Origin of the sequence: Mesorhizobium sp. M0001, from assembly GCF_040324255.1 — a bacterium.
GTDB lineage: Bacteria > Pseudomonadota > Alphaproteobacteria > Rhizobiales > Rhizobiaceae > Mesorhizobium.
The window spans coordinates 599,560-625,482 of record NZ_JAMYVS010000002.1 but is presented as its reverse complement, the minus strand read 5'-3'; the positions used below and the strand labels follow the sequence as shown (position 1 = coordinate 625,482).

At 63.5% G+C, this 25,923-nt stretch carries 29 protein-coding genes and 1 tRNA gene; 15 read left to right on the top strand and 15 right to left on the bottom strand.

Features of this window, described 5'->3' with window-relative positions:
* Window positions 1-19: 19 nt before the first annotated feature.
* The 3 genes from NKK50_RS07985 to NKK50_RS07975 all read right to left on the bottom strand — a co-directional run bounded on the left by NKK50_RS07985 (window position 20) and on the right by NKK50_RS07975 (window position 2,144).
* Window positions 20-1,096 carry an extracellular solute-binding protein gene (locus tag NKK50_RS07985; protein ID WP_023686368.1) on the bottom strand — a complete coding sequence of 359 codons (1,077 nt, stop codon included), beginning with the start codon at window positions 1,094-1,096 and terminating at the stop codon, window positions 20-22.
* Between the two features lie 37 nt (window positions 1,097-1,133).
* The gene (locus NKK50_RS07980; protein WP_027049833.1) at window positions 1,134-1,787 is read right to left on the bottom strand and encodes a helix-turn-helix domain-containing protein; all 654 of its coding nucleotides are present in this window, start codon (window positions 1,785-1,787) and stop codon (window positions 1,134-1,136) included.
* Window positions 1,788-1,877: 90 nt separating this feature from the next.
* Window positions 1,878-2,144 carry a hypothetical protein gene (locus tag NKK50_RS07975; RefSeq protein WP_023744218.1) on the bottom strand — a complete coding sequence of 89 codons (267 nt, stop codon included), beginning with the start codon at window positions 2,142-2,144 and terminating at the stop codon, window positions 1,878-1,880.
* A 170-nt stretch (window positions 2,145-2,314) separates the two neighbouring features.
* On the opposite strand from NKK50_RS07975, the gene NKK50_RS07970 reads away from it, so the two are divergent.
* Complete coding sequence (locus NKK50_RS07970; protein WP_155923513.1) at window positions 2,315-2,629, top strand: hypothetical protein; 315 nt, start codon at window positions 2,315-2,317, stop codon at window positions 2,627-2,629.
* 39 nt (window positions 2,630-2,668) lie between these two features.
* Here the strand turns inward: NKK50_RS07970 and NKK50_RS07965 are convergent, their stop codons facing one another.
* On the bottom strand, window positions 2,669-2,968 hold the full coding sequence (locus NKK50_RS07965) for a putative quinol monooxygenase (RefSeq protein ID WP_023817284.1): 300 nt from the start codon (window positions 2,966-2,968) through the stop codon (window positions 2,669-2,671).
* A gap of 122 nt (window positions 2,969-3,090) precedes the next feature.
* Between NKK50_RS07965 and flhA the strand changes: the two genes are divergently transcribed.
* The 7 genes from flhA to NKK50_RS07930 all read left to right on the top strand — a co-directional run bounded on the left by flhA (window position 3,091) and on the right by NKK50_RS07930 (window position 8,662).
* Complete coding sequence (gene flhA, locus NKK50_RS07960) at window positions 3,091-5,178, top strand: flagellar biosynthesis protein FlhA (protein ID WP_023671908.1); 2,088 nt, start codon at window positions 3,091-3,093, stop codon at window positions 5,176-5,178.
* Window positions 5,175-5,927 carry a flagellar biosynthetic protein FliR gene (gene fliR, locus NKK50_RS07955; protein WP_023686374.1) on the top strand — a complete coding sequence of 251 codons (753 nt, stop codon included), beginning with the start codon at window positions 5,175-5,177 and terminating at the stop codon, window positions 5,925-5,927. Before flhA ends, fliR begins: the two co-directional genes overlap by 4 nt.
* Window position 5,928: 1 nt before the next feature.
* The gene (locus NKK50_RS07950; protein ID WP_023740974.1) at window positions 5,929-6,312 is read left to right on the top strand and encodes a hypothetical protein; all 384 of its coding nucleotides are present in this window, start codon (window positions 5,929-5,931) and stop codon (window positions 6,310-6,312) included.
* A gap of 291 nt (window positions 6,313-6,603) precedes the next feature.
* A complete protein-coding gene (locus tag NKK50_RS07945) occupies window positions 6,604-7,176 on the top strand; it encodes a rod-binding protein (RefSeq protein WP_023703994.1) in 573 nt (190 codons plus the stop codon).
* Between the two features lie 13 nt (window positions 7,177-7,189).
* On the top strand, window positions 7,190-7,606 hold the full coding sequence (locus NKK50_RS07940) for a hypothetical protein (protein WP_023671919.1): 417 nt from the start codon (window positions 7,190-7,192) through the stop codon (window positions 7,604-7,606).
* A gap of 28 nt (window positions 7,607-7,634) precedes the next feature.
* Entirely contained in the window at window positions 7,635-8,183 is a 549-nt protein-coding gene (locus NKK50_RS07935) for a hypothetical protein (RefSeq protein WP_023714023.1), read from the top strand.
* Window positions 8,184-8,377: 194 nt separating this feature from the next.
* The gene (locus NKK50_RS07930) at window positions 8,378-8,662 is read left to right on the top strand and encodes an SCP2 sterol-binding domain-containing protein (protein ID WP_023714024.1); all 285 of its coding nucleotides are present in this window, start codon (window positions 8,378-8,380) and stop codon (window positions 8,660-8,662) included.
* A gap of 69 nt (window positions 8,663-8,731) precedes the next feature.
* Here the strand turns inward: NKK50_RS07930 and NKK50_RS07925 are convergent, their stop codons facing one another.
* On the bottom strand, window positions 8,732-9,403 hold the full coding sequence (locus NKK50_RS07925; RefSeq protein ID WP_023833562.1) for a GNAT family N-acetyltransferase: 672 nt from the start codon (window positions 9,401-9,403) through the stop codon (window positions 8,732-8,734).
* A 147-nt stretch (window positions 9,404-9,550) separates the two neighbouring features.
* On the bottom strand, window positions 9,551-10,684 hold the full coding sequence (gene odc2, locus NKK50_RS07920; protein ID WP_023671923.1) for an ornithine/lysine decarboxylase: 1,134 nt from the start codon (window positions 10,682-10,684) through the stop codon (window positions 9,551-9,553).
* Between the two features lie 536 nt (window positions 10,685-11,220).
* Between odc2 and NKK50_RS07915 the strand changes: the two genes are divergently transcribed.
* The 4 genes from NKK50_RS07915 (at window position 11,221) to NKK50_RS07900 (ending at window position 15,255) form a co-directional block, all read left to right on the top strand.
* On the top strand, window positions 11,221-12,420 hold the full coding sequence (locus tag NKK50_RS07915; RefSeq protein WP_023740970.1) for an amidase: 1,200 nt from the start codon (window positions 11,221-11,223) through the stop codon (window positions 12,418-12,420).
* Window positions 12,421-12,422: 2 nt separating this feature from the next.
* Entirely contained in the window at window positions 12,423-13,322 is a 900-nt protein-coding gene (locus tag NKK50_RS07910) for a LysR family transcriptional regulator (protein WP_023671925.1), read from the top strand.
* Window positions 13,323-13,411: 89 nt separating this feature from the next.
* On the top strand, window positions 13,412-14,080 hold the full coding sequence (locus tag NKK50_RS07905; RefSeq protein ID WP_023671926.1) for a DUF1007 family protein: 669 nt from the start codon (window positions 13,412-13,414) through the stop codon (window positions 14,078-14,080).
* An 8-nt stretch (window positions 14,081-14,088) separates the two neighbouring features.
* Window positions 14,089-15,255 carry a nickel/cobalt transporter gene (locus NKK50_RS07900; RefSeq protein WP_502896490.1) on the top strand — a complete coding sequence of 389 codons (1,167 nt, stop codon included), beginning with the start codon at window positions 14,089-14,091 and terminating at the stop codon, window positions 15,253-15,255.
* Between the two features lie 10 nt (window positions 15,256-15,265).
* On the opposite strand, the gene denD is transcribed toward NKK50_RS07900, so the two are convergent.
* Genes denD through NKK50_RS07880 form a run of 4 tightly spaced genes read right to left on the bottom strand, consistent with a single transcriptional unit; the run spans window position 15,266 to window position 18,199 of the window.
* On the bottom strand, window positions 15,266-16,249 hold the full coding sequence (gene denD, locus NKK50_RS07895) for a D-erythronate dehydrogenase (RefSeq protein WP_023671928.1): 984 nt from the start codon (window positions 16,247-16,249) through the stop codon (window positions 15,266-15,268).
* A gap of 11 nt (window positions 16,250-16,260) precedes the next feature.
* Window positions 16,261-16,467, bottom strand: a complete 207-nt coding sequence (locus NKK50_RS07890; protein WP_023671929.1) for a hypothetical protein — start codon at window positions 16,465-16,467, stop codon at window positions 16,261-16,263.
* A gap of 58 nt (window positions 16,468-16,525) precedes the next feature.
* Window positions 16,526-17,497, bottom strand: coding sequence for a cation diffusion facilitator family transporter (locus NKK50_RS07885; protein ID WP_023707643.1), 972 nt, complete (start codon window positions 17,495-17,497; stop codon window positions 16,526-16,528).
* Between the two features lie 15 nt (window positions 17,498-17,512).
* A complete protein-coding gene (locus tag NKK50_RS07880; RefSeq protein WP_023701049.1) occupies window positions 17,513-18,199 on the bottom strand; it encodes a GNAT family N-acetyltransferase in 687 nt (228 codons plus the stop codon).
* An 83-nt stretch (window positions 18,200-18,282) separates the two neighbouring features.
* On the opposite strand from NKK50_RS07880, the gene NKK50_RS07875 reads away from it, so the two are divergent.
* Entirely contained in the window at window positions 18,283-19,467 is a 1,185-nt protein-coding gene (locus NKK50_RS07875) for a pyridoxal phosphate-dependent aminotransferase (protein WP_023707642.1), read from the top strand.
* Between the two features lie 12 nt (window positions 19,468-19,479).
* On the opposite strand, the gene NKK50_RS07870 is transcribed toward NKK50_RS07875, so the two are convergent.
* Together NKK50_RS07870 and NKK50_RS07865 are read right to left on the bottom strand one after the other, a co-directional pair.
* Window positions 19,480-20,241 (bottom strand): SDR family oxidoreductase, encoded by a 762-nt coding sequence (locus NKK50_RS07870; RefSeq protein WP_023683264.1) that lies wholly within the window; start codon window positions 20,239-20,241, stop codon window positions 19,480-19,482.
* Between the two features lie 357 nt (window positions 20,242-20,598).
* On the bottom strand, window positions 20,599-21,336 hold the full coding sequence (locus tag NKK50_RS07865; RefSeq protein ID WP_023671935.1) for a tellurite resistance TerB family protein: 738 nt from the start codon (window positions 21,334-21,336) through the stop codon (window positions 20,599-20,601).
* A 203-nt stretch (window positions 21,337-21,539) separates the two neighbouring features.
* On the opposite strand from NKK50_RS07865, the gene NKK50_RS07860 reads away from it, so the two are divergent.
* Window positions 21,540-21,902, top strand: a complete 363-nt coding sequence (locus tag NKK50_RS07860; protein ID WP_023733472.1) for a YybH family protein — start codon at window positions 21,540-21,542, stop codon at window positions 21,900-21,902.
* Window positions 21,903-21,925: 23 nt separating this feature from the next.
* Here NKK50_RS07860 and trhO read toward each other — a convergent pair whose 3' ends face one another.
* Window positions 21,926-22,852 carry an oxygen-dependent tRNA uridine(34) hydroxylase TrhO gene (gene trhO, locus NKK50_RS07855; protein ID WP_023704004.1) on the bottom strand — a complete coding sequence of 309 codons (927 nt, stop codon included), beginning with the start codon at window positions 22,850-22,852 and terminating at the stop codon, window positions 21,926-21,928.
* A gap of 174 nt (window positions 22,853-23,026) precedes the next feature.
* Here trhO and NKK50_RS07850 point away from each other — a divergent pair, with 174 nt between their 5' ends.
* Window positions 23,027-23,665 carry a 2-dehydro-3-deoxy-phosphogluconate aldolase gene (locus tag NKK50_RS07850; RefSeq protein WP_023704005.1) on the top strand — a complete coding sequence of 213 codons (639 nt, stop codon included), beginning with the start codon at window positions 23,027-23,029 and terminating at the stop codon, window positions 23,663-23,665.
* A 137-nt stretch (window positions 23,666-23,802) separates the two neighbouring features.
* On the opposite strand, the gene NKK50_RS07845 is transcribed toward NKK50_RS07850, so the two are convergent.
* Both NKK50_RS07845 and mepK read right to left on the bottom strand, forming a co-directional pair.
* Window positions 23,803-23,876, bottom strand: a tRNA-Gln gene (locus NKK50_RS07845).
* A gap of 120 nt (window positions 23,877-23,996) precedes the next feature.
* A complete protein-coding gene (gene mepK / locus NKK50_RS07840) occupies window positions 23,997-25,823 on the bottom strand; it encodes a peptidoglycan L,D-endopeptidase MepK (RefSeq protein WP_352543249.1) in 1,827 nt (608 codons plus the stop codon).
* Between the last annotated feature and the right edge of the window lie 100 nt (window positions 25,824-25,923).

Sequence of the window (25,923 nt, the reverse complement as noted above, 5' to 3'; positions counted from 1 at the left end):
CTGGCTCTCACTTGGCTGTTCAGTTGCCGGCCATCAGCGCCGACCACTTCTCCTGCGCCACCGGGAAGTTCTCGACCCAGAACTTGATGTTCTGCTTGTAACCCTGCTTCTGGCGCTCGGGCGTGTTGGTCAGGAAGGCGGCGACCGACGCATCGACCTTGGGCTGCGCGTCATTGTTGATCGGCGTATAGGAGGTCTGCTGCGCCAGGATCTCCTGCGCCCCCTTGCCGAGATAGGCATTGAGCAGCGCATAAGCCGCATCCGTATCCTTGACGCCGACCGGAATGGTCATCTGGTCCATCACCACCAGCCAGTCCTGCCAGGCCGGCGCATATTTGGCGCCGTTCTTCACCGCCGTCATGGCACGTCCGGTCCACATCATCAGCATGTCGGCTTCGCCAGATTCGGCAAGCTGCTGCGATTCAGCGCCGGTCTTCCAATAGATCGTGTCGGGACCGAGCTTGCGGATGACATCGATGGCCTTGTCGATGTCGGCCACCGTCATCGCCTTCGGGTCGCCGCCAGAGGCCTTCAACGCCTGCTCCAGCAGGCCGCCCGTCGGGTCGCCCGAACCGTCGAGCGCGCGCGTGCCGGGGAATTTTGCCGTGTCGAAGAAATCGGCCCAGTTCTTGGGCGGGTTATCCCCATACTTCTCCTTGTTGTACATCAGCACGACGCCGTAGTTCATGGCCGGCACCGAGCATTCGCCGACCTGGCCCTCGGGCACCTTGGAGACGTCGAGCTTGCTGAAATCAAGCTTCTGGAACAGCTTGCCGCAATAGACGTAAGGCGGCAGGTCGGCGGTGTCGACGACGTCCCAGGTGACGTTGCCGGATTCGACCTGCGCCTGCAGCTTGGCGATCTCTGTCGGCCCGTCATTGAGCAGCGTGGCGCCGGACTTTTCGACGAACTCCTTGAGCGCGGCGGCCTGGCCGTCCTGGTAGATGCCGCCATAAGAGACGAGCGTCAGCGTCTTGCCCTTGAGCGAGCCTTCCTTGACCTCACCCGCGACAGGCTTTTCCTGCGCGAACGCTGCGGTTGCCAGAACGCCGAGCGCCAGCACGGCGCCAAGGCCAAGATGTCTTGTTTTCAGCATGATTATTGTTCTCCCATTTGACCCGCATGGATTGAACCTACCTGGCTGCGAGCGGTTTCCAGGCCCTGTATTGATCGAGTTCGGCGCGCACCGAAGTCGGTGGCGCAATGATCCACATCACCTCGGCTCGGCCACTGCCGATGTTCTCTGAGCGATGTGCTGTCGATGTCGCGTATTCGATGCTGTCGCCCTCTTCCAGCACATGCCTGACATCGCCGAGCGAAACCTCGACGATGCCGCGCAGCACGACGAGCATCTCGTGCGCGTCGCCATGGGTGTAGAGCGCTGGGCCGGTCGAGCCGCCGATTTCGAACTCGCCGACATAGACTTCCATGTCGCTTAAAGGGGGACGCGAGAGCAGCATCTTGCGGCAGCCGTCGCTGGGCGGCAGGCTCGGCCGCTCGCTGCGCAGCAAGACCCCGCGCTGCCCGGCGGCACTATCCTCGAACAGCATCGCCACGCTCACCCCAAGCGCCGAGGCCATCTGGTTGAGCGAGGCGGTGCTGGCGCCGGTCAGGCCGCGCTCGAGCTGGCTGATGAAGCTGGCGCTGGTCCCGGTCAGCTCGGCGAGTTCGCGCAGCGAAAGCCGCCGGCCGAGACGCAGGCTCTTCAGCCGCTGGCCCAGCATCTGATGGGCATGCGTCGCCGTCGAGGCGACGCCATTCTTGACCGGAGCCTGGTCGGTGCTCATCCCGTCTTTTTCTCCCACTGAACAATTTGTACAGTGACACTGTACACGTGGCAAGCGCCGAGTAGGGACATTTAAGATGCCGGCCGAGGCCTAGTCTTCGCCCGACAGGTCGCGCCGCGCATTGTCGAGTCCTCGGCGTAGCGTCGCATCAGATGGCCCTCGGTCAAAAGCCGACAACGGCCCGGTTGTCGAAATTCTCGACCACCGCCAGTTCCTCGGCGACGGCGCGCTGGAGGTTTCGGCGGTGGACTGGACGTTCATGGTCGGCACCAGCACCGCATGCCGGAATTTGGCCGGCGCCAGCACCGGCGTCTCACCATCGGACGGATCGCTGTGCAGTTCGGCGACGATCAGCACGCCGACATAATGCCGGCTGCTTGCGGCGCCATTCTGGCGCTGAGGCGCAGTCAGGCTTGCCGCCCCGCTTCAATTCCCCGCGAGCGTGTCGAGGTATATGAGCGATCGCTTACGCAATCGACGCAGCTGTGTTATTTTTGCCCGTCTCTATTTCCCTCAAGGAGGAGAAGATGAGTGCGCGGGGATTTTTTTCATTGGCTGTTGGCATGATTTTTTTGAGCTCGTCTGCGGTGAGCAATTCAAGCATGGATATGCCGGTTAGGTCTGTTGTGTCACACCCGATGTCTCTTTTTTTGGCGGGAGGCAATCCGGAAAGCCAAAGCCGGCCGGCAAAGGAATTTATCCAGACTGCACAACAAGATGTTTGCTGTCCTGGCGGCTACCCTTGGTATCGCAATTCGACGAACACCTGCTACGGCAGCTATGAAGACTGCCACGATACCGATGGCGGCGGATGGTCCTGCAGACAGCTCAACGCCTGCTAGACTTTCTTGGGCCTACGCCTTCTTGACTGTGCCCGGTCCTCAGATCGGCTTCGGCTCGCCGGCCTCATAGAGCATGAGGTTGCGCTCGCCTATGCCGAGCGATGCCCAACTCGCCCGCCAATCGGCGATGTGAGGCGAGCGGAAATGCGCGTCGAGCGCGGCCCTGTCGCTCCACACCTCGGTTACATGGATGAGCCCGACGTCGAGCACGTCCTGCGCGTAGGAGTATTCGATGCAGCCGGGCTCCGCCCGGCTGCCCAGTATCATGCGCCGCATGGCCGGCCTTGCCTCGTCGAGCCGTTCCGCCGGCAGGCGAATGGTGCCGATGATCACCAGCATGATCTCTCTCCTCAAGGCCTCTGTCGTCCTGGCAGGTAACCAGTCCTCCCACCTCGCGCAAGCTTGACCGGTTAGGCTCGAACGACTGTCGCGTGCTCGGCAGGCTTGTGATTGGGGACGACATGGCGGTCAGCGAAAGCTTAGCGACAGGAACAGTGGCCAAGAACGGCCGCGATGTCTTCTTCGCCATCGGCATCGTCATCATCCTGGCCGTGCTGTTCCTCCCGATCCCGGCCTTCCTCATCGACATCGGCCTCGCCTTCTCGATCGCATTGTCGGTGCTGATCCTGATGGTGGCGCTGTGGATCCAGCGGCCGCTCGATTTCTCGTCCTTCCCGACCGTGCTGCTCATCGCCACCATGTTGCGGCTGTCGCTCAACATCGCCACCACGCGCATGATCCTGTCGCATGGCAATGAGGGCACGCACGCCGCCGGCTATGTCATCGCCGGCTTCTCCAAACTGGTGATGGCCAGCGATTTCGTCATCGGCCTGATCGTCTTCATGATCCTGATTGTGGTCAACTTCATCGTCATCACCAAGGGCGCCACCCGTATTGCCGAAGTCGGCGCCCGCTTCACCCTCGACGCCATCCCCGGCAAGCAGATGTCGATTGACGCCGACCTGTCCGCCGGCATGATCGACGATAAGACAGCGCAACTGCGCCGCCGCGAGCTGGAAGAGGAATCCTCCTTCTTCGGCTCGATGGACGGCGCCTCGAAATTCGTGCGCGGCGATGCCATTGCCGGCCTCATCATCACCGCAATCAACATCGTCGGCGGCATCGCCATCGGCTATATCAGGCACGGCATGGGCATGGGCGAAGCCGCCGATGTCTTCATCAAACTGTCGGTCGGCGACGGCCTGGTCACCCAGATCCCGGCGCTGATCGTTTCGCTCGCCGCCGGCCTGCTTGTGTCCAAGGGCGGCACACGCGGCTCGACCAACCAGGCGGTGTTCGGCCAGCTCGGCGCGCATCCGCGCGCGCTCTATGTCGCGGCCTCGCTGCTCGTCCTGCTCGGCCTGATGCCCGGCCTGCCGTTCTTCCCGTTCTTCACGCTAGCCGCCGGCATGGCCGGCCTTGGCTACGTCATCCCGATGCGCGCCAACCGCGAGGCTGCCGCCGCCGAAGCGATCAAGGATCTGGAGAAGGCGAACAAGGTCGAGGAAGAGAAGAACTCGGTCAAGGCTTCGCTGACCACCGCCGAGATCGAGCTTCTGATCGGCAAGCAGCTGTCGACGCGGCTGCTGGTGTCGCATCAGGAACTGGTGTTCCGCATGGCCAAGATGCGCAAGAAGTTTGCCACGCAATACGGCTTCGTTGTGCCGGAAGTGCGCGTCGCCGACGATTTCGGCATTCCGCCGAAGAGTTATCAGATCAAGGTCCACGGCACCGTCGTCGCCGAATACCAGATGCGCGTCGGCGAGATCATGGTGCTGCTCGGCAACCGGGATTTGCCCGACGTTCCCGGCGAGGAAATCCGCGAGCCGGCCTTCGGCATGCGCGCCTTCTCGGTGCTGGAAACCTTCGCCGAGGATCTGAAGCGCGAGAACTATACCTTTGCCGACAACATGTCGGTGCTGCTCACCCATTTGTCCGAGGTGATCCGCAACAACCTGCCGCAGCTTCTGTCCTACAAGGACATGAAGGCGCTGCTCGAGCGCCAGGATCCGGAATACCGCAAGCTGGCCGACGAGATATGCACCTCGCACATCTCCTACCCCGGCCTGCAGGCGGTGCTGAAACTGCTGCTGGCCGAACGCGTATCGATCCGCAACCTGCATTTGATCATCGAGGCTATCGCCGAGATCGCACCGCATGTGCGCCGCACCGAGCAGATCGTCGAGCATGTCCGCATCCGCATGGCCCAGCAGATCTGCGGCGATCTCTCCGAGGGCGGCATGCTCAAGGTGCTGCGGCTCGGCAACCGCTGGGACCTCGCCTTCCACCAGAGCCTCAAGCGCGACGCCAAGGGCGAGGTGCGCGAATTCGACATCGACCCGCGCCAGCTGGAGGAATTCGGCCAGGACGCGACCAAGGCGATCCGCAAGCATCTCGAGGCCGGCGAGCGTTTTGTCCTCGTCACCGCGCCCGATGCTCGCCCCTATGTGCGCATGATCATCGAGCGCCTGTTCACGACGCTTCCCGTTCTCTCCCATGTCGAAATCGCCAAGGGCGTCGAGATCAAGGTGCTCGGGACGATCTCGTGAACATACTGTCGCAAGGCGTCGTCATCGCCGCCTTCCTCGCCTTCTGTCGCATCGGCGCCTGCTTCATGCTGATGCCGGGCCTGTCCAGCGCCCGCGTGCCGATCCAGGTCCGGCTGTTCGCGTCGATCGCCGCCACCGGTGGCCTGCTCGCCTTCCTGTGGGACAAGATCTTTCCCTTCGTCGATGCGCGTCCGCAGGTGCTGGCGCCGATGATCATCTCCGAACTTTTGGTCGGCGGGCTGATCGGCGCGATGACGAGGCTCTACATGGAGGCGCTGCGCTTCATGGGTTCGGCCATCGCCATGCTGATCGGCTATGGTGGCACCGGCGGCCCCGCCATCGAGGAGCCGGAGCCGCAGGCGGCCCTCGCCGCCATCATCTCGTTTTCAGCGTTGCTGCTGCTCTTCGTCTTCGATTTCGACCACGAGATCATCCGCGCTCTGGTCGCCTCCTACACGGTGGCGCCGGTCAACGTCTTCTTCAACCCGCAGGCCGCACTGGTCGATCTCACCGACACGGTGTCGGACGCCTTTTTCCTGGTCATCCGGCTCGGCAGCCCGTTCATCGCCTATGCCATCCTCGTCAATTTGACCATCGGCTTCGTCAACAAGCTGACGCCGCAGATTCCGGTCTACTTCATCTCGCTGCCTTTCGTCATCGCCGGCGGCATGATCATCTTCTACTTCGCCATCGGCACCATGCTGTCGCTGTTCGTCGACGGCTTTGTCGATCTGACGCTGGCGAGGTGAGATGAGCACGCGCAAGGAACGGCTGAAGAAACTGGTCAAGGTGCAGGAGCAGCTGAAGGCCCTGCACGAGACGCGCCATGCGGCCTTCCTGGCGGCGGCCGCAACCGCCGAGACCGAAGCCAGGGAACTTGTCCAGCATTTCGACGCCGATCAGTCGCTGGCGGTGCTGTTCCCTGACCTCTACCATCGCCGCATCGCCAATGCGCTGGTCCGGCAGGAAGCGAGCTTGGAAAGCGCCAGGCAGGAGGTCACGCTCATCGCCACTGCGACGGCGCGCACCAACATGGTCGAGCGCGCCTACAAGGACGTGCGCCGACAGGACGAACGCGAACGCTCCGACCGCGACCGGCTCGATCTGATCGCGCAGAAGCGCGGGCAGGAATAATCGAAAGTTAAAGCCGCGTCACTTGCGGACGGCGTTCGGTTTCGTTCCGTGCGGCGGGCTGTATTGGGTGTACGGCGCCGTGTTCGGCCTCTGCGCCTACGCCACCTACGATCTGACCATGGCGACGCCGGCAGCGCCCACCGCAAACGACCAGATCGCATCGACCCAGCCGGACTTGCCGCTGCTGATAGCAATGGCCCAGCATCCGGCGAAGGATTTCAAACCGGCAAGCCTGCCACAAGCTTGTTGCGGCATGGTCGCTCAGGAAACCCGGCAAAGAGGCGGACTTTCTTGGCGATTTCTCCACCCAGTGACATCGTTCTCGATGTTGCCCGAGCCGTCGACCCGGCGGATATCGAGGCTGCCCGTGCCGCGCTGGCCAAGCGGGCCAACGGCGTTGGCGGTAATTTTTCTGTCGACATGGCTGCTTCGGTCGATGCCGGCTCGATCCTGTCGCGCGCTACCGCCGACACGGCCGCCGCAAATGCCGATCCCGCCAGCAAGTTCAAGAAGTTCGAGGCGATGGTCTTGCAGACCTTCATCCAAAACATGCTGCCCAAGGACACCGAGGGCGTCTACGGCAAGGGGCTGGCCGGCGACATGTGGAAATCGCAGCTTGCCGAGCGTGTCGCCGACGTCATGGCCGAGCGCGGCGGGATCGGCATCGCCAAATCGCTGCTCGCCGACCACTACAAGGACGGCAAGCGCACCGTGCCGATCGGCCCGGTGTCAACCGGGCCGCACAAGACCGAGATCGACCAGCAGACCCGGCTGTCCACCTCGCTGGTCGAGGAATTGCAGCGCAAGGCCGCACGGTCGATGACCGGCGACGAGACGACCATCAAAACCGAAATCAAGATCTAGACCAGGATTTTCAATGGCCGATTTTTCAAAATACTCTTCCAACCTGCCGGCGCGTACGTCCGAAGCGCCGATCCCGTTTGCACGGCCGGGCAACCTTGCCGCCATCATCGGCCGCATCGAGGAAGCGGTCGAGGAAGAGACGGCCGGTTTGAAGAACGACACCAGCTATGACCTCAAGGCCTCCAACGCCCGCAAGAGCCGCTACCTCTATGAGCTGACCCGCGCCATGAAGGGCGCCAACGAGATCGAATTCCTGGAACAGCATCGCGACAGTCTGGCGCGGCTGCGCCAGAAGCTCGCGAAAAACGAGGCTGCAATCCTCGCCCACCTCAACGCGGTCAACGAAGTCGCCACGCTGTTGAAGAACGCCATTCAGCGCGCCGAAGCCGACGGCACCTATTCGGCCGGCGAATTCGGTTGGGCGAGCTGATGATCTCGGCACCAGGCGGGAACAACCGGTGATCAAATTCATCGCCGCCGCGATCTGGATCTGCGCCGCCACGCTGGGCGCCGTGTTCTATTCGTTCCAGGCGGCCGGTGAGCGCGGCGTCGGCGAGACGCCGAAACCGATGCTGGGTGGCCTCGACTACGTCAAGACCGACATCATCTCGGTGCCGCTGATCCGCGATTCCAAGATCGACGGCTATTTCCTCACCAAGCTCGTCTACACGGTCGAGCCGGCCGAGATAAAGAAGATGTCGATTCCGGCCGAAGCCCTGATGACCGATCAGGTCTATTCCTATCTCTACTCCAATCCTCAGATCGACTTCACCAAGAAGGAAACCATCGATCTCGATGCCTTCCGCAAGGCCATACGCGACACCGTCAACGCGCGCGTCGGCGCCGACCTGGTGCATGAAGTGCTGATCGACCAGGTCAACTTCCTGACCAAGGACGAAATCCGCGACAACGCCATGCGCCGCCGCAAGGATCCGGCCACGCCGACCGAACCGGCCCCGGCGGAATCGGCCCAGGCCGAGGCGGCGAAGTCCGCTGCTGAACACTAACCTTCATCGCAGGGTGAATGTCTCTGCCGCATTCCTTCCGACTGAAACGAGATGACGCATCGCGCGTTGACGTTTACGTCAACTCGAAGCTATATGCGCCAAGCGACCAGGATCGCGGTACGCGCGAGACAGCGACTTCGGCGGAGGCCGGTCACTGAAGCGCGGCAAAACGCAACGAGACCAGGAGAACAGTCATGAGCGTTCAGGACATTGCCGAGAAGATGAGGTCGCGCGTGGCGAGCGCCGGGTTCGAACATTCCGTGAAGTTCGACACCGGCACCGACGGCGTCATCGTCATCGATGGCGCGACCGTCTCAAACACCGATGCGCCGACCGACTGCACCATCAAGCTGTCGCTCGACGATCTGGATTCGCTGATCGCCGGCGACCTCAATCCGACCATGGCGTTCATGTCCGGCAAGATAAAGGTCGAAGGCGATATGTCGGTCGCCATGGCGCTCAGCCAGCTGATCGGCTGAGCCCTTCGCAAAAACAAAACGCCGCCCTCGCTGAAATGCAAAGGACCGGCGGCGTTTGTTTTTGGACAATCAGGCGGCCAGCGACAGCCTCTGTGCCTTGAGCTTGCGACCTGCAGCCCTCAGCGTGCCATGCGCGCCGTCGAGCGCACCCTCGATCAGCTCCAACGCCAGCAAGCGGTGCCGCTCGTACGGACCAGGCATGGCTAGCGCGCCGGTCTTCTCCGCCGAAAAGCCGAAGCGACCGTAATAAGGCGCATCGCCGACCAGCAGCACCGCGGCATGGCCGAGACGCGCGGCCTCGGCCAAAGCGTGGCGCATCAGCGCTGAGCCGATGCCGGCGTTCTTCAGCGCCGGATCGACGGCGAGCGGCCCGAGTAGGAGCGCCGCCGGGCCGCCCTCGCCCAGCCTTACATCCCACAGCCGCACAGTGCCGATCACCGCGCCCGCCGCATCACGCGCCACGAAGGCGAGGCCTTCGGAAGGCCGGCGGCCACGCCGCAGCTTCTCCGACGATTTCTTGCGCCGCATCGGCCCCATGGCGCGATCGAGCAACGCTTCACGCGATGCAATGTCTGCCGCAATTTCGGCGACGACAACAATGGCGCGGGCACTCTCCCCCCTCGAGGGGGAGATGTCGCCGAAGGCGACAGAGGGGGTCGGCACGACCTGACGCGACACCGCGTCGTGGACGAGGGATGCCGGCGCTTCACGCGAGACGACCCCCTCTGGCCTGCCTGCCATCTCCCCCTCGAGGGGGGAGATTCCCACGGCACCGTCAATGTAATTTACAATGTCCATTTCCGCGATCCTTCACGAGCGGAGCTTGTTCCACAGGCGAACCCGGGCGGACGCAAACGTCCGCCTGGGGTGATCTGAAGGCCGAAGCCGTCAGATCACGTAGGATCGGAGAGGCTCGAAGCCGTTGAAGGCGACCGCCGAGTAGGTGGTCGTGTAGGCGCCGGTGCCTTCGATCAGCACATCGTCGCCGATGGTCAGCGACAGAGGCAGCGGATACGGCGTCTTCTCGTACATCACGTCGGCCGAATCGCAGGTCGGGCCGGCGAGCACGCAAGGTGCGGTCTCCGAACCGTCATGGCGGGTGACGATCGGATAGCGGATCGCCTCGTCCATCGTCTCGGCCAGACCGCCGAACTTGCCGATGTCGAGGAACACCCAGCGCACATTGTCGTTTTCGGCCTTCTTCGAGATCAGCACGACTTCCGACTTGATGACGCCGGCATTGCCGACCATGCCGCGACCCGGCTCGATGATGGTCTCAGGGATCGCATTGCCGAAATGCTTGCGCAGCGCCGAGAAGATGGCCTGGCCATAGGCCTGGGCCGCCGGCACGTCACGCAGATAGCGCGTCGGGAAACCGCCGCCCATATTGACCATCTTGAGGACGATGCCTTCATCGGCGAGCGTGGCGAACACCTTCTTGGCGTCGGCCAGCGCACGGTCCCACGCCGTCAGGTCGGTCTGCTGCGAGCCGACATGGAACGACACGCCATAGGCGTCGAGGCCGAGCGTCCTGGCATGGCGCAGCACGTCGACGGCCATCGCCGGCACGCAGCCGAACTTGCGCGACAGCGGCCACTCGGCGCCTTCGCCGTCGGTCAGCACGCGGCAGAACACGCGGGCGCCGGGAGCGACGCGGGCGATCTTGTCGACTTCCTCGACGCAATCGACGGCAAACAGCCGAATGCCGAGCTGGTAGGCGCGTGCAATGTCACGCTCCTTCTTGATGGTGTTGCCGAAGGAGATACGGTCCGCCGGCGCACCGGCGTCCATCGCCATCTCGACCTCGGCAACGGAAGCGGTGTCGAAGGATGAGCCCATCGCAGCAAGCAGGCGCAGGATTTCCGGCGCCGGATTTGCTTTCACCGCATAGTAGATCCGGGAATCGGGCAGCGCCTTTTCGAAGGCGCGAAAATTGTCGCGCACGACATCGAGGTCGACGACGAGGCAGGGGCCGGACGGACGTCGGGTGGCGAGGAAGTCGAGGATGCGCTGAGTGGCCATCGGGGTCTCTCCATTAACGCCTTGCGGCGCGCAATAAGGCTGCGGACGCGGGCTCTCGGCCTCGCGACGCGCGGTCAAACAAAGGCGGGACGGAAGTTCATGGAACCAGCCGGTGGAGACCCCGGAACCATGAAACGCCGTCTCGCGGCGGTGAACCTTGGCCTTGCCCGGCCTCGGTTCGCTTTGTCTGCCTTGGCTTGGATGGGAGACCCGTCCGCACTGCCGGCAATGAAGGTGTGCCTCTTCAGTAACCCCGGTCTTTGGACGACCGGCAGAACACCAGAAAGGCCCGCACCGTCGTTGCTTCAAGGTGTCCTCGGGCTGGCGGTTGGCCGCTAGACCGACTGGAGGGGTTAGCTCCAGTTACCTTACCGATTTCCCTCACCATTCGAGGATCGGCGGACACCCACAGGCACGTGCGACTTTGGGCAAGCGCGATATAAGATCGAAAGATTTCACAATCAATAAAAATCGTATCCCAGGTTGTAAAATTTCCGGCATCGAACAATGCTGGGCCTGTATACGGATATCGAACGATGCCAGGCACGCACGGCCCGCTCAACGCCTTTCTTGACCTGCGCCGCATGCCGGTCGCCAATGCGGAACTGGGGCCGCTGGCCGGGCTCAGGCTGGCGGTAAAGGACATTTACGACGTCGCCGGCTACCGCACCGGTTGCGGCAATCCGGTGAAGTTCGACGAGGCGCATGCCGCGTCCAGCACGGCACCGGCCGTGCAGATGATTCTCGACGCCGGCGCGCGCTTCATCGGCAAGACGCAGACCGACGAGTTCGCTTTCTCGCTGATGGGCCAGAACGCGCATTTTCCGTTTCCGGTGAACCCGGCCGCTCCCGATCGCGTCACCGGCGGTTCCTCGTCAGGCTCGGCGGCGGCGGTGGCCGGCAAGCTTGCCGATATCGCTACCGGCTCGGACACCGGCGGCTCGATCCGCGCCCCGGCGAGCTTTTGCGGATTGATCGGGCTGCGCACCACGCATGGCCGCATTTCGCTCGAAGGCACGATGAAGCTGGCGCCGAGCTTCGACACATTCGGCTGGTTCGCCGACGACATCGAGACCTATGAGACGATCGGCAAATTGCTGCTCGGCCGCGACCCGCATCCGTATCCGCTCACCCGGCCGCTTTCGATCCGCTGGCTGGACGCTTTCGTGGCCGGCCCCGCTGAGGCAGCCGAATATGCCAGGATGAGAGCGCTGGCCGCCAGTCTTATCGGTGAGCCGGCGCCGGAAGAGTACAGCTTCGCCTCCTTCCCCGACGAGCTCTACTGGTGCTTTCGCCGCCTCCAGGCCGCCGAGGCCTGGCAGCAGCATGGCGCCTGGATCATTTCTGGCGAGCGCGATCTCGGGCCGGGCGTCGAGGAGCGCTTTGGTTTTGGCCGCACGATCGACGAAAAGACCGCGCGGGCCGAGGCGGTGCGCCGCCTGACGTTCCGCTCCGAGCTAGCCGCGCTGCTCGGCCAGGACGGGTTTCTTGTCCTGCCCACCGTTCCAGGCCCCGCACCTCTGGTCAAAAGCGAGCCGCAGCAGCTCCAGGCCTACCGCGAAAGGGCCTTGCATCTTTTGTGCCTTTCGGGTCTGTCAGGCTTTCCGCAAATCACCCTGCCGCTGGGCTCGGTTGACGGTGCCCCTTTCGGCCTCTCGCTGCTCGGCCCTCCCGGCAGCGACATTGCCCTGATACGGCTCGGCCGGCGAATTCTCGATGCGGCACGAAAGGCCTGATGATGGATACACTGACCCGCATGCGCGCCTTCATCGACGTCGTCGAGGCCGAAGGCTTTTCGGCGGCCGCGCGCAAGATCGGTCGCTCCAAGGCGCTGCTGTCGAAATATGTGCGCGAACTCGAGGACGAACTCGGCGCGCTGCTGCTCAACCGCACCACGCGGCAGTTCTCGTTGACTGAGGCCGGCCATACCTATTACAGCCGCGCTTCGGAAATCGTGCGCGAGGTCGACAGCCTAGCCGACGCCGTGCGCGAATCCTCCGGCGACGTGCGCGGCAGGATCAAGCTCTCCGCGGCGCGCACCTTCGCCGACGCGCCGATAGGCCAGTCGCTCATCGACTTCGCCAAACAGCATCCCGACATCGTGCTCGACATCCATCTCGACGACCGCTTTGTCGATCTGGTCGAGGAAGGTTTCGATCTTGCCGTGCGCATCTCGCGGCTGGAGAACTCATCGCTGATCGCCCGCCGCCTGGGGCCGTTTTCGATCAAGCTTTGCGCCTCGCCGGAGCTGATCGCCAAGCACGGCAAGCCGACGCGCCCGCAGGATCTCGCCAACTTGCCCTGCATCGTCGACACCAATGGCCGCTCGCTCGCCAACTGGCGCTTCAGGGGCGATGGCGAGGAGTCTGTCAGTGTCAACGTATCGGGTCCGATCGAGGTCAACAGCCCGATGGCCGCGCGAGCCGCCGCCGTGTCCGGTCTGGGCTTCACCATCCTGCCGGATTTCATCGCCGCACCCGACCTCGCATCCGGGCTGCTGGTGTCCTTGCTCGACGACCGCATCCAGTCGGGCAGCGGCATTTTCGCCGTCTACCCGCACCGCCGCTATCTGCCGGCCAAGGTCCGTGTCTTCGTCGATTTCCTGGTGCAATGGTTCAAGAACCGCGAGAGCGCTTGAGCCGGTCCTGCCGTGCCGCGGTCCCAATTTCGCCCCGTTTCTGGTAACCTCTCGAAATCTCTCCGAGGCCGATGGAACAGCGACCGAGAATGCATCTGAAACGGCACGCAATCATGCTGGCTTCGGCCCTGGCGACGACTTTTGCCTCCGTCGGAGCGGCTGGCGCGCATCCTCATGTCTTCGCCGAGGCCCGCCTCGACGTGATCCTCTCGCCGGATCACCAAAGTGTGAAAGCGCTGCGTCACCTCTGGCGTTTCGATGATCTGTTTTCGAGTACGGTGATGATGGAGTTCGACAAGAACTCCGACCTGAAGCTTGACGACAAGGAGCTGAAGGATGTCGCCGACACCGTTCATGCCTCGCTGGCCGAATTCAACTATTTCCAGCTCGTCACCGTCGACGGCAAGGACGTGCCTATGACGCCGCCACCGCATCTGATGGCCAATTTCGACAACGACCAGTTGATCATCCTGTTCGAATCCGAACCCAAGGTGCCGATCAAGCTCGCCGGCAAGATCGATTTCGGCGTCTACGATCCAACCTTCTACACAGCGATCGACTTCACCGAGGATAGCAACATCACGGTGGAAGGCCTGCCCTCGAACTGCACCAAGAGCGTCATCCGGCCCGACCCGGACGAGGCGATCAAGGAAAACCAGAAGACCCTGACGGACGCGTTCTTCAACGACCCGACAGGCACCGACATGAGCAAGATCTTCGCCACCAAGCTCGAACTGAATTGCCCGCCAGAAGGATAGATCCGGTGATGAAAACGTCCCTGCGTTTGGCATTCGGCCTCGTGGCCGCTGCCCTGCTGATGACGCACTTTCTCGGGCAGGCCCATGCCCAGAGTTCACTCGGCATCGGTGTCAATGACGGCATGGCGCCCACCACCGGCCCGTTCGCCCACATCCTGATGTGGATCAATCTGCGCCAGCAGGAATTCTACCGCGCATTGGCCACGGCGATGAAAGCAATGCGCGAGGACGGCAGCAAGATGTGGCTGCTGATCGGCCTGTCCTTCGCCTACGGCATTTTCCACGCCGCCGGCCCCGGCCACGGCAAGGCGGTGATCTCGTCCTACATGGTGGCCAATGAAGTGGCGCTCAGGCGCGGTATCCTGCTGTCCTTCGTCTCAGCGCTGCTGCAGGGCCTGACCGCGATCCTGGTGATGCTGCTTGCCTATTTCGTCCTGCGCGGCACCGCCATCTCGATGACCGACGCAGCCTGGTTCATGGAGATCATGAGCTATGTATTCGTCACTTTGTTCGGCGCCTGGCTGCTGTGGCGCAAGCTCGGGCCTACGGTCCTGCGCTGGTTCGGCAAGGCGCCCGCCTACAGCCTGTCGGCAGCCCACGCCGGTCATTCCCATGGCGGCCATTCGCATGCCGGTCACAGCCACGCGGCGCATTCGCATGCCTTGCATGTGCATCACGACCATTCGCATGATCATCACGATCACGCTGCGCACGACCACGACACACACGATCATTCCCATCACGACCACGCTCATCACAATCACGCCGCTCACGATCAACCGGCCGGCGAGGTCTGCGACACGTGCGGCCATTCGCATGCGCCTGATCCGGCGCTGCTGTCGGGCGATCGCTTCGACTGGCGCACGGCCTGGTCGGCTGTAGCCGCCGTCGGCATCCGCCCCTGCTCCGGCGCGCTGATTGTGCTCAGCTTCGCGCTGCTCAACGGCCTGTGGCTCGGCGGCCTGCTGTCGGTGCTGGCGATGTCTATCGGCACCGCCATCACAGTCTCGGCGTTGGCGACGATCGCGGTGACAGCCAAGAACTGGGCGGTCTATTTCGCCGGCGATGGCCGCATGGGCAACCGTATCCACACAGTCGTCGAAATCGGCGGCGCCGCGTTCGTCTTCCTGTTCGGGCTGTTGCTGTTGTCGGCGTGCCTGTCCGGAACTGTATGACCTCGGCGGGTCAGGCCTGACCCGCGATCATTCCGCCCAGTTCATCCTCGATATGAGCGCGGATGATTTCATCGAAACTGTTTTCGGCGCTGAAGCCGAAGTCCCTTGCACGGCGCGACTCGAAGCGCGTCGGCCAACCCTTGACGATCGCCCAGATGGTCTCATCCGGCTGTTCGCGGATCAGCTTCACGACCTTGGTGCCCGCAATGCGTTCCAGCGCCTCGATCTGCTCGCCGACGGTGACGGCAACGCCCGGCATGGTGAGGTTGCGGCGTGGCCCGACGGCGGCACTGTCGATCCCGGCGGCATGGATCAGGAAGTTCACCGCCGAGCGCGGGCTGGCATGGGTGTGCAGCACCGAGCGCGGCACTGGCAGGATCGCCTCATGGCCGCTCAGCGGCTCGCGGATGATGCCGGAGAAGAACCCTGACGCCGCCTTGTTCGGCTTGCCGGGCCGCACGCAAATGGTCGGCAGCCTTATGCCGATGCCGTCGAAGAAGCCGCGCCTGGAATAGTCGGCCAGCAGCGCTTCGCTCATCTGCTTCTGCGTGCCGTAGGAGGTTAGCGGCGTAGGATGAAAATCGTCCGGGATCACATCCGGGAACGGCGCGCCGAACACCGCGATAGACGAGGTGAAGACGAGGCGCGGCGCAAAGCCCGCCAGCCGCACGGCGTCGAACAGCGCCCGTGTGCCGTCGAGATTGACGCGGTAGCCGAGATCGAAATTGGCTTCCGCCTCACCCGACACGATGCCGGCGAGATGGAACATGACGTCGGGGCGTGAGGCGACCAGGCTCTCGGCAGCACCGGCGTCGGCAAGGTCGCCGGTATGCGTGGCGATGCTGATGCCATCCATCGCCGGCGCCTGCGGCGGCACGATGTCGTGCAGGTCGAGCCCGGTGATCTTGCGGCCGTTGAGCGTGCCGTCCTTGGCCAGCCGGTCGACAAGTTTGCGGCCGACCATGCCGGCGGCGCCAGTAATCAGGATGCGCATTTCAAAGCCTCTTATTTGCCCTTGTTCTGGCTGCGACCCCGCAACCAGAACACCAGAAAGAATGCCAGCACGAAGGCGATGCCGACGATGCCGGCAAGTACGGTCGAGATATTGCCGACAGCCAGCATCACCGTCGGCAGATAGAACGCCGCGATGCCGAACAGCAGCATGATCCAGGCTGCGGCAATCAGCGCGTTTCTGTTGTCGCGATCCATCATGCCGTCCCGTTACAGCGGGAACTCGTCAACTCGGATGCCAATGCCATGAAATTCCCTGTCAGTGGTAATGGCCGTGATGCGGTGGCGCACCATGGTCGTGGTCATGATCGTGCTCGTCATAGCTGTCAGCGCACTGGCCGAATTCCGGCTCGACGGTGGCGTGGCTGATGCCGTGTTCGGCGGCGAGCCGCTTCTTGATGGCGCTGACCGCCTGGTGCGCATCGACGCCATCATTGAGGCAGGCGTGCAGCGTCGCCATGTTGCTGGACCCGTCCAGCGACCAGACATGCATGTGATGCACTTCGCGCACGCCTTTGACGGTGCCGGCAATGTCCTTGGCGATGAGGTCGCGGTCGAGGCTTGCCGGCACGCCTTCGAGAAGCACATGAGCGGCTTCGCGCATCAGCGACCACGCGGTGGACAAGATCAGCACGGAGACCAGCACCGACAGAATCGGGTCGATCGGCGTCCAGCCGGTCGCCAGAATGACCAGCGCCGCCACGATCGCCGCCGCCGAGCCGAGCAGGTCGCCCAGCACATGCAGGATGGCGCCGCGCATGTTGAGACTGTCGCGGTCGCCGCCATGCAGCACGAAGAACGAGGCGATGTTGACCAGGAGCCCTATGATCGCCACCACCAGCATCGGCCCGCCCAGCACCGGCGCCGGCGTCATCAGCCGGCCCCAGGCTTCGTAGACGATCCACAGCGCAATGGCGAAGATGGCGATGCCGTTGGTGTAGGCGACCAGCGTCTTGACCCGGCCGAAGCCATAGGTGAGGCGCACGGTCGCCGGCCGTCCGCCAAGATGGAAGGCATACCAGGCAAGGCCGAGCGCGATCGAATCGGCGAGCATGTGGCCGGCGTCGGCCAGCAGCGCCAGTGATCCCGTCAAAAGGCCGCCAAGCACTTCGGCCACCATGAAGCCGGCGGTCAGGCAGGCTGCGATCAGCACACGCTTCTTGTCGGTCGAGCCATGCACGTGGCCGGCGCCATGCCCAGCATGCGAACCATGATCATGGCTGTGCGCCATCGGAAAAAACTCCTGTTACGCGCCGAACTCGGCGCGGAAATCCTCGAGCCGCCGCTTCTGCCGGCCTTCGCCATCGAAATTGGCGGGATCGAGCCATGCCTCATAGGCTTTGCGCAGCGCCGGCCATTCCTTGTCGATGATCGAGTACCATGCGGTATCGCGGTTTTCACCCTTGACCACAAGATGCTGGCGGAAAATGCCCTCGAACTTGAAGCCGAACCGTTCCGCCGCGCGCTTTGACGGCTCGTTGCGGTTGTTGCATTTCCACTCGTAGCGGCGATAGCCGAGCCCGTCGAAAATATACTTCATGAACAGGAACTGCGCCTCGGTCGCTGCCGGCTTGCGCGAGATCAGCGGCCCCCAATAGATGTTGCCGATCTCGATGACGCCATAGGTGGGATCGATGCGCATCAGCGTCTGTCGCCCGGCGACCTTGCCGCTGGCCTTGTCGATGACGGTGAAGAACAGCGGATCCTCGCTCGCCTCGACCTTATCCAGCCATGGCTGGAAATCGGCGCGGGTTTGCGGCGGGTAGTCGGGCAGCCAGGCAAAGCGTCCATCGATGTCGGGCACGGACGACGCCTCGTACAACCCATCGCCGTGCTTTTCGGCGCTCAGCGGTTCGAGCCGGACATAGCGGCCGTCAATGGGCTTGCGCTCGGGCCGCGGACGCGCTTGCCAATCTTTGAGATTTTCCGACACGCAAAACTCCAATCCGTTTGACTTTTGTGAGCAGACGCTCACAAAAACGCGACCTAACAGCAAGAACCACACGGACGGGAAAAATGCTCCACACGATTTCGGCCTTCGACCGCCTCGGCGAGGAAAACGCCTTTGCCGTGCTGGCGCGCGCCACTGCACTGGCTCAACAGGGCCGCGACATCGTCAATCTCGGCATCGGCCAGCCCGACTTCAAAACGCCGCAGCACATTGTCGACGCAGCGATCAAGGCGCTGCGCGACGGTCACCATGGCTACACCCCGGCCAACGGCCTGCTGGCGACGCGCGAAGCGGTGGTGCGGCGCACGCTGGCCACCACCGGCGTCGAGGTCTCGCCGGAAAATGTGATGATCCTGCCCGGCGGCAAGCCGACCATGTTCGCGGCCATCTTGATGTTCGGCGAACCCGGCGCCGAGATCCTCTATCCAGACCCAGGCTTTCCGATCTACCGCTCGATGATCGAGTTCACCGGCGCCGCGCCCATTCCGGTGCCGATCCGCGAGGAGAACGGCTTTGCCTTCTCGGCAGAAGAGACGCTGGCGCTGATCACGTCGAAGACGAGGCTCCTGATCCTCAACTCACCGGCCAACCCGACCGGCGGCGTCACGCCGCGCGCCGAGATCGAGAAGCTGGTGAAGGGACTGCAAGCGCATCCGCAGGTCGCTATCCTCTCCGACGAAATCTACGACGTCATGACCTATGACGGCGAGACGCATTTTTCGCTGCTCAATTTTCCGGAAATTCGCGACCGGCTGATCGTGCTCAACGGCTGGTCGAAGACATGGGCGATGACCGGCTGGCGCATGGGCTGGTCGATCTGGCCGAATGGCGACAAGGGCGCGCATCTCTACGACAAGGTCCGCAAGCTGGCGGTCAATTGCTGGTCCTGCGTCAACGCGCCGAGCCAGTTCGCCGGCATCTCCGCCATCGACGGCCCCCAGGACGATGTCGACAAGATGATGCGCGCCTTCGACAACCGCAGGAAGATCGTGGTCGAGGGGCTGAACGCGCTGCCCGGCGTCTCCTGCATCACGCCCAAGGGCGCATTCTATGCCTTCCCGAATGTTTCGAAGACCGGCTGGAAGGCCAAGAAGCTCGCCTCGGCACTGCTCGAGGAGGCCGGCGTGGCGCTGATCGGCGGCCCCGATTTCGGCATTCTCGGCGAAGGCTACATCAGGCTCTCCTACGCCAATTCCGAAGAGAACATCTTGCGCGCGCTGGAGCGGATCGAGTCGTTTTTGAAGAGGTAGGCCTTCGGCTCTTCACCCACGCCCCACGAACGGCATCTTGGTCGCCATCACCGTCATGAACAGCACATTGGCATCGAGCGGCAGGCTGGCCATGTGGACGACGGCGTCGGCGACGCGCTGGACGTCCATCACCGCTTCGGCGGCGATGGTGCCATTGGCCTGCGGCACGCCGACCGTCATTGCGTGCGCCATATCGGTCAGCGCGTTGCCTATGTCGATCTGGCCGCAGGCGATGTCATAGGGCCGGCCGTCGAGCGCCAGCGTCTTGGTCAGCCCCGATATGGCGTGCTTGGTCGCGGTGTAGGGCACCGAGCCCGGCCGTGGCGCATAGGCCGACACAGAGCCATTGTTGATGATGCGGCCGCCCATTGGCTTTTGCTTGCGCATGACGCCGAAGGCGGCGCGGGCGCATAGGAACGATCCGGTGAGATTGACGCCGACAATATCGTTCCAGACCTCGACCGGGATCTCGTCGATCGGCGTCGACTTGTAGCTCATGCCGGCATTGTTGAAGAGCAGGTCGACGCGGCCGAAGGCTGCGGCCACCGTCTCGAACAGGTCATCGACTTCGCCGGCCTTGCTGATGTCGCAGGCAACCGCCAGCGCCTTGGCGTCCGTTTTCCCGGCCTCGGTAATGGCGGCATCGAGCACCGCTTTGCGGCGGCCGCAAAACACCGTGTTCCAGCCCGCCTTGAGCAGCGCCGTGGCGACGCTCTTGCCGATGCCGGTGCCGGCGCCGGTAACAATGGCGGTTTTCTCTGTGAGGACTGTCATGATTTTGCTCCTGCGCGCCGCGCATCCCCGGCACAGATCGGGGTGCATCCGAATGCACCGACCCATCGCAAATGAGGGCGATCATGGCAAGCCGGACACTAATGTATGTCGCTCAAAAGTGGCCCCGGTTCTGAGAGAACGACATGCATCAGGACAAAAACATGAAGCGCCACGCGCTTTATGTGATCGGTCCGACAAAAAGGGCGGTCATTGGCGACCGCCCCCTGATCTGAACCGGGCTTGGGAGGAGGAAAAGCCGATCCGACTGACTAAAATCATGCGCTTCCTCGGTAAACGAGACGTTAACGCATTTTTTCCGGCCTCGGCGCCCCTGCCCCAGGCGCGCGGCTGCGTTGTCTACCAGCGCGGGTTCGGCGCCGTGCCTGACGGAACCGGCACCTTGGCCGCCGACACCGTCGCCTCGACATGATCGACGAGCGCATCCGGCAGGCCGAGCCGGCCGGCGAGCAGGTCGAGATAGCCGCGTTCGGCGCGCGTATCGGGGTCGATCGTCAGTCGGGACGCCGTGTAGAGCTCGAGCCTCTGCTCATCGGTCTTGGCGCCTGCGACCAGCGTATCGAGGTCGAGCGGGCTGTCCAGCTCGGCCATCAGAAACTTTTCCGCTTCCGTGCCGATGCCGGCCAGACTGAGCTTGCCGGCGATCTTTTGGCGTTCCGCGTCATCGACATGGCCATCGGCCTTGGCCGCCGAGATCATCGCCCGCACCAGGGTCAGCGTGAACTCGTCCTCCCCCTGTGGCGCCTGTGAAGGATGAAAGCCGGTGTCGGCGGGCGGCGGCAGCAATTCCGGCTGGCCGGCCGCCGGCGCCTGCTCGGGTGCATTGCCGGCCTTGTAATTCTGGTAGGCCTTGTAGGCGAGACCGCCGATCGCAGCCAGTCCGCCGAGCTTCACGGCCGTGCCGGTGACCTGCCGTCCCGTGCCGGTTCCAAGCAGCACCGCGGCCAGCGCACCGGCGGCCAGCGGATTGTCCTTGGCCATCTGCACAGCCTGCCCGGCCTTGTCGCGAACGGTGCCGGTTGTGCCGGGAACTTGCGAGCCGAGCAGATCGTCGAGAAGCTTCTTGGGGTCGAACATGGTGCCTCCAGAAAAGGGCCCGCGCCAACGTGGACGGGCAGGTTTTGGACGTTGCAGACGTAGGTCCCGATTGTTGACATTACAATGACGGACCGGCGCTTTGCTATCGGCGCCGGCAATGCCGCAAATCAAGTTCGATGTGTCGAAACCCGCCTCGGCTTCGGTTAGTGTCGCCGCAACGTCGGCGAGGGAGGAGTTTTGCCGTGACCGATCAGCCAGACCGCGACCAAGCACGAGATCCCCAGGATCTGGAGCGCCTGCTAATTGATCGGCAATGGGCGGGAGACATTGAGGGCATGGTAGCGCTGTTCGAACCCGATGCCGTCATCGACACCGGAGCAGCCGAATTGACGCGTGGCCATGAGGCGATCCGCGCTTTGTTCGAAGCCTTTGCCGCGAGCTGGCGAAAATTCCAGCGCGGCGAGCAGCGCCCGGCGGCCATTAACGGCGAACTCGCGTTGACGTCGACCAGGCTTGCCGACGGCTCGATAACCTCAGAGGTCGCGCGCCGGCAGGCCGACGGCACATGGCTGTGGGTGATCGACCGCTATTCTGTCGTGTGGTGATCCAGTCAGGGCGTCGGCGGCACTTAACTGCCGATATGTCCCCTGCCCTGCGCCTGCGCAAGTTCGACCTGGCGCTGGCGCTCGGCATAGCGGGTGCGATCCTCATCCGAGCGTGCCTCGTAGCAATGCGGGCATGACACGCCGGTGGAAAAATGCGGCGACAGCCGGTTCTCCGGCGTCAGCGGATGCCGGCAGGCGCGGCAGAGTTCGGCCTCGCCTTCGGTCAACCCATGCGACACCGAGACCCGCTCGTCGAAGACGAAACACTCGCCCTGCCACAGGCTGTCTTCGGCCGGCACCTCTTCGAGATATCTGAGGATGCCGCCCTTGAGATGGAACACATCCTCGAAGCCGAGCGACTTCACATAGGCCGTCGCCTTTTCGCAGCGGATGCCGCCGGTGCAGAACATCGCAACCTTGCGGCCGTCGAGTTGGTCGCGGTGTTTTTCCACCCAGGCCGGGAATTCGCGAAAGCTCGACGTGCGCGGGTCCACCGCGCCCTCGAACGTGCCGATCGACACTTCGTACGCGTTGCGTGTGTCGATGACGATGGTGCCGGGGTCCGAGATCAGCGCGTTCCAGTCGGCCGGCGCGACATAGGTCCCCGCACCCGTCGCCGGGTCGAGGTCTTCGACGCCCATGGTGACGATCTCGCGCTTCAGCCGCACCTTCATGCGATGGAACGGCATTTCGGCGGCAGTGCTGTATTTGACCTCGAGATCGGCAAGACCCTCGATGGCCTCGAGATAAGCGATCAGGTCGGCTATGTCGGTTTCGCTGCCGGCGACCGTGCCGTTAATGCCCTCCTGCGCCAGAAGCAGCGTGCCCTTGATGCCGCGCCCGCAGCAGAAGGCGGCAAGCGGCGTGCGCAAGACCCGCAGCGCGTCGAAGTCGCCCAGCCTCGCAAATTTGTAGAGCGCGGCGACGCGCACGGGTTCATGGTTGGTCATCGCCAAGCCACTAGACCGTGGTCAAAGCGGATTCAAGGCAGAGCTAAAGACACTTCGTCGGTATTCGCCCGCAGGCTCGTTGGCCGACATGTGACATCGCGGCAGGCCGAGTTTCGTGGACTCGGAATCGGCCTTCTGCTAATCGGTTGAAATCACCCAGGGAGAGAAAAGCCAATGCCCAGCAAGACCGAAAAGCTCCTGTCGCTGCTCAATGGCCAGCCGGTCATTCCGGTGCTGAAGATCGCCAATGTCGCGGACGCCGTCCCGCTCGCCCAGGCGCTGGCCGCCGGCGGCCTGCCGGCGATCGAGATCACGCTGAGAACCGCCGATGCGCTGGAAGCGATCCGCCGCGTGGCCGGTGAGGTCGAGGGCGCCATTGTCGGCGCCGGCACAATTCTCGATGCCAAGCAGTTCGACCAGGCAGCGGCGGCTGGCTCGAAGTTCATCGTCAGCCCCGGCATCACGCGCGAGTTGCTGGCGGCGGCCAAGGACAGCGACGTTCCCTTGCTGCCCGGCGCCATCACGCCCGGCGAGATCATGGCTGCCCGCGAGGCCGGCCTGCGGTTCCTGAAATTCTTCCCGGCCGAACAATCCGGCGGCATCGCCTCGCTGAAGGCCTTTGCCTCGCCGCTGGCCGACGTGAAATTCTGCCCGACCGGCGGCATCTCGGCCAAGAACGCCGCCGACTATCTCAGCCTGTCCAACGTTATCTGCGTCGGCGGCTCGTGGGTGGCGCCGGACGAGTTGGTCAAGGCCGGCAAGTGGGATGAGATCGAGGCGCTCGCACAGACCGCGAGCAAGCTCGGAAAATAACCTCCGCTACTTTATCTTTGCGCAATCCCAAGGGAAGCGCTCCGCGCTTTCCCGGGAAAATCACAGTGTTCCCGGAATTGCACTCGGCACAAAAACCCGCCAGCTGCGCCGACCGGGTTTGCTACGCGTTGAGATTTTGGTTCCCGCTCAAGGGCTCGAACCTCGATTCACGCCTTCAAAGGGCGCTGTCCTACCATTAGACGAAGCGGGAATGCAGCTTGGTGGTTAGCATTCTGTGGCGATGGAAGCCAGTGCTCGAGATCTCGCTAAAAACAAAAGCCGCACGGGTTGCCCAGCGCGGCTTCGAGTCGATAACGCCCCGGTCACGCCCTTACTTCGTCTGGAAGCGGGCGACCGAAAGGAATTTTACGGCATTGCCGGTGAAGCGGTTGGCATCGGCCATCTGGTTGTCCGCCTGGAAGCCTGCGGTGTAGACCTCGCTCGGCGGCGTATGCACGATGTTGTAGGCATAGCGCGGCGCAGTCGTCGGGCTGGAAACGGTGGCGATGTTGTCGCCGCTGCTCAGCGCCCAGCGCGTCGCCTGCGGTTCGGCCGCCACCACCACTGCCTTCGGTCCTGGCTTCAGGTCGCGAGCCGAAGCCCTTGCTTCCTTGCGTGTCGTCTTGACGCCGGCGCCGATCACCGAGGCTGGATCGGTACCGGCGGGACGGGCAGCAATAGCACCGCGCGGCGATGCGGCATCGACACCTGACGGATCGTTGAACGCCGAGCGAGGCTCGAGCGACGCAACCTGATAGTCGTCGGTAGCACCGGCTGTATCGGCGGCGCTGGCCTGTTCGAGAACCGCCTTGACCTCGTCCGGACGCTGCGACGGCAGCACCGAGAACGCGTCGGTTGCGGTCTGCTTGTGGGCAGCCGTATCGGCCAGCGCCAGCAGAACGCCCTTGTCCTGCGGCGCAAGCTCAGCCGGCGGCGAAGAGCGGTCGGGACGCCAGGTCGGCAACGGGACGTTGACCGCGACCTGCGCCGGAGCGGCAGCTTGATCGGCCCCCTGGTCGGCATTGCTCGCATCGGCCGTGCCGAACGGCACATTGGCCGGCGCCTGCGCCGTCGCCACCGTCTGTTCGGTGGTGGCATCGGCCACGCCGAACGGCACGGTCTCAGGTTGTTGCGCGCCGACATCGGCCTTCGGCCGCGGTGCGAAAGCGGGCAGCGGCACTTCCTTGGCGGGCAGCGCGGCGATGATCGTCTCCGGCGTGTCCTGCGGCTCCGAATCGTCAGCGCTGTCGTCGGCAAGCTGCGGAATGTTGGCGCGCTTGGCGTTCTGCGGCGACACGATCGCGATGCCAGGCAGATTGCTGTTGTTGTTGCTCGTGGCAGCCAGCACCGGCTTCACGCTTCTCGGCGGCGGCGCGGCGGTAGCGACATCGGCGCTGTCGTCGGCTTCGTCTTCACCGCCACCGCCAAAGAACGCGGACAGGAAGCCACCGGATTTCTTGGTGCTGCCGCCTGCGCTGGCCATCATGATGGCAGGAGAACCGGCGCCCTTGCGCGCCTTGTAGGAGGCGAGCGCTTGGTCATAACCCGGCAACGGCCTGCCGTCGCTCGGCACATGCAGCGTCTTGCCATTGGGGAACAGGCTGACCAGTTCCTGGCGGCTGATGCCTGGCCAATGCCGCACATTGCCGACGTCCATGTGGACGAAGGGCGAACCCGACGACGGATAGTAGCCGACGCCGCCGCCCTGCATCTTCAGGCCGATGTTGCGCAGCTTTTTCAGCGGCACACCCGGAATGTAGAAGTCCATCGCCTTGCCCAGCATATGCTGGCTTTCCTTGGCGACACCGCGGCTGCGGCTGCGCAGCATCGAATTGGTCGACGGCGAGCGATAGCCGCAAACGACCTGGATGTAGTCGGTGGCGCCGGCCTGCCGGTAAGCTTCCCAGACCAGATCGAGCAGGCGCGGATCCATCTTGGTCGGTTCGTTGCGACGCCAGTCGCGCAGGATGACGTTGATCTTCCTGAGGCCTGCCGGATCGTAGCGGCCATTGCGCTTGTAGACGATCTCGGCCTTTTCGTGCGTGTGGAGGTGATAGAGCTTGAGCGAGCGCGTTTCAGCGCTGGCGCCGGCAGCAGTTGCGGCGAGGAAAGCGAACGCAACGATCAACGCTGCCAGCCATCTCGGCCAGACGCCCATGTGATCGCGCCGCCCGTTTCTGTGTCGTTCGACTTTGTTCAAATCAAAAGGCCTTGCAGGCTGCCGTTTGTCCCCGGATTTGTCCAAACGGATGCGTGGT

Excerpts from the sequence above, each read along its gene's own strand:
- NKK50_RS07900 (WP_502896490.1), top strand. The coding sequence starts at position 14,089 with ATGAAAACGTCCCTGCGTTTGGCATTCGGCCTCGTGGCCGCTGCCCTG.
- NKK50_RS07890 (WP_023671929.1), bottom strand. The coding sequence starts at position 16,467 with ATGATGGATCGCGACAACAGAAACGCGCTGATTGCCGCAGCCTGGATC.
- NKK50_RS07925 (WP_023833562.1), bottom strand. The coding sequence starts at position 9,403 with ATGGCAGGCAGGCCAGAGGGGGTCGTCTCGCGTGAAGCGCCGGCATCC.
- NKK50_RS07930 (WP_023714024.1), top strand. The coding sequence starts at position 8,378 with ATGAGCGTTCAGGACATTGCCGAGAAGATGAGGTCGCGCGTGGCGAGC.
- mepK (WP_352543249.1), bottom strand. The coding sequence starts at position 25,823 with ATGGGCGTCTGGCCGAGATGGCTGGCAGCGTTGATCGTTGCGTTCGCT.
- NKK50_RS07915 (WP_023740970.1), top strand. The coding sequence starts at position 11,221 with ATGCCAGGCACGCACGGCCCGCTCAACGCCTTTCTTGACCTGCGCCGC.
- NKK50_RS07980 (WP_027049833.1), bottom strand. The coding sequence starts at position 1,787 with ATGAGCACCGACCAGGCTCCGGTCAAGAATGGCGTCGCCTCGACGGCG.
- NKK50_RS07940 (WP_023671919.1), top strand. The coding sequence starts at position 7,190 with ATGGCCGATTTTTCAAAATACTCTTCCAACCTGCCGGCGCGTACGTCC.
- NKK50_RS07950 (WP_023740974.1), top strand. The coding sequence starts at position 5,929 with ATGAGCACGCGCAAGGAACGGCTGAAGAAACTGGTCAAGGTGCAGGAG.
- NKK50_RS07970 (WP_155923513.1), top strand. The coding sequence starts at position 2,315 with ATGAGTGCGCGGGGATTTTTTTCATTGGCTGTTGGCATGATTTTTTTG.
- NKK50_RS07885 (WP_023707643.1), bottom strand. The coding sequence starts at position 17,497 with ATGGCGCACAGCCATGATCATGGTTCGCATGCTGGGCATGGCGCCGGC.
- NKK50_RS07965 (WP_023817284.1), bottom strand. The coding sequence starts at position 2,968 with ATGCTGGTGATCATCGGCACCATTCGCCTGCCGGCGGAACGGCTCGAC.
- NKK50_RS07875 (WP_023707642.1), top strand. The coding sequence starts at position 18,283 with ATGCTCCACACGATTTCGGCCTTCGACCGCCTCGGCGAGGAAAACGCC.
- NKK50_RS07985 (WP_023686368.1), bottom strand. The coding sequence starts at position 1,096 with ATGCTGAAAACAAGACATCTTGGCCTTGGCGCCGTGCTGGCGCTCGGC.
- NKK50_RS07870 (WP_023683264.1), bottom strand. The coding sequence starts at position 20,241 with ATGACAGTCCTCACAGAGAAAACCGCCATTGTTACCGGCGCCGGCACC.
- trhO (WP_023704004.1), bottom strand. The coding sequence starts at position 22,852 with ATGACCAACCATGAACCCGTGCGCGTCGCCGCGCTCTACAAATTTGCG.
- flhA (WP_023671908.1), top strand. The coding sequence starts at position 3,091 with ATGGCGGTCAGCGAAAGCTTAGCGACAGGAACAGTGGCCAAGAACGGC.
- NKK50_RS07910 (WP_023671925.1), top strand. The coding sequence starts at position 12,423 with ATGGATACACTGACCCGCATGCGCGCCTTCATCGACGTCGTCGAGGCC.
- odc2 (WP_023671923.1), bottom strand. The coding sequence starts at position 10,684 with ATGGCCACTCAGCGCATCCTCGACTTCCTCGCCACCCGACGTCCGTCC.
- denD (WP_023671928.1), bottom strand. The coding sequence starts at position 16,249 with ATGCGCATCCTGATTACTGGCGCCGCCGGCATGGTCGGCCGCAAACTT.
- NKK50_RS07865 (WP_023671935.1), bottom strand. The coding sequence starts at position 21,336 with ATGTTCGACCCCAAGAAGCTTCTCGACGATCTGCTCGGCTCGCAAGTT.
- NKK50_RS07850 (WP_023704005.1), top strand. The coding sequence starts at position 23,027 with ATGCCCAGCAAGACCGAAAAGCTCCTGTCGCTGCTCAATGGCCAGCCG.
- NKK50_RS07905 (WP_023671926.1), top strand. The coding sequence starts at position 13,412 with ATGCATCTGAAACGGCACGCAATCATGCTGGCTTCGGCCCTGGCGACG.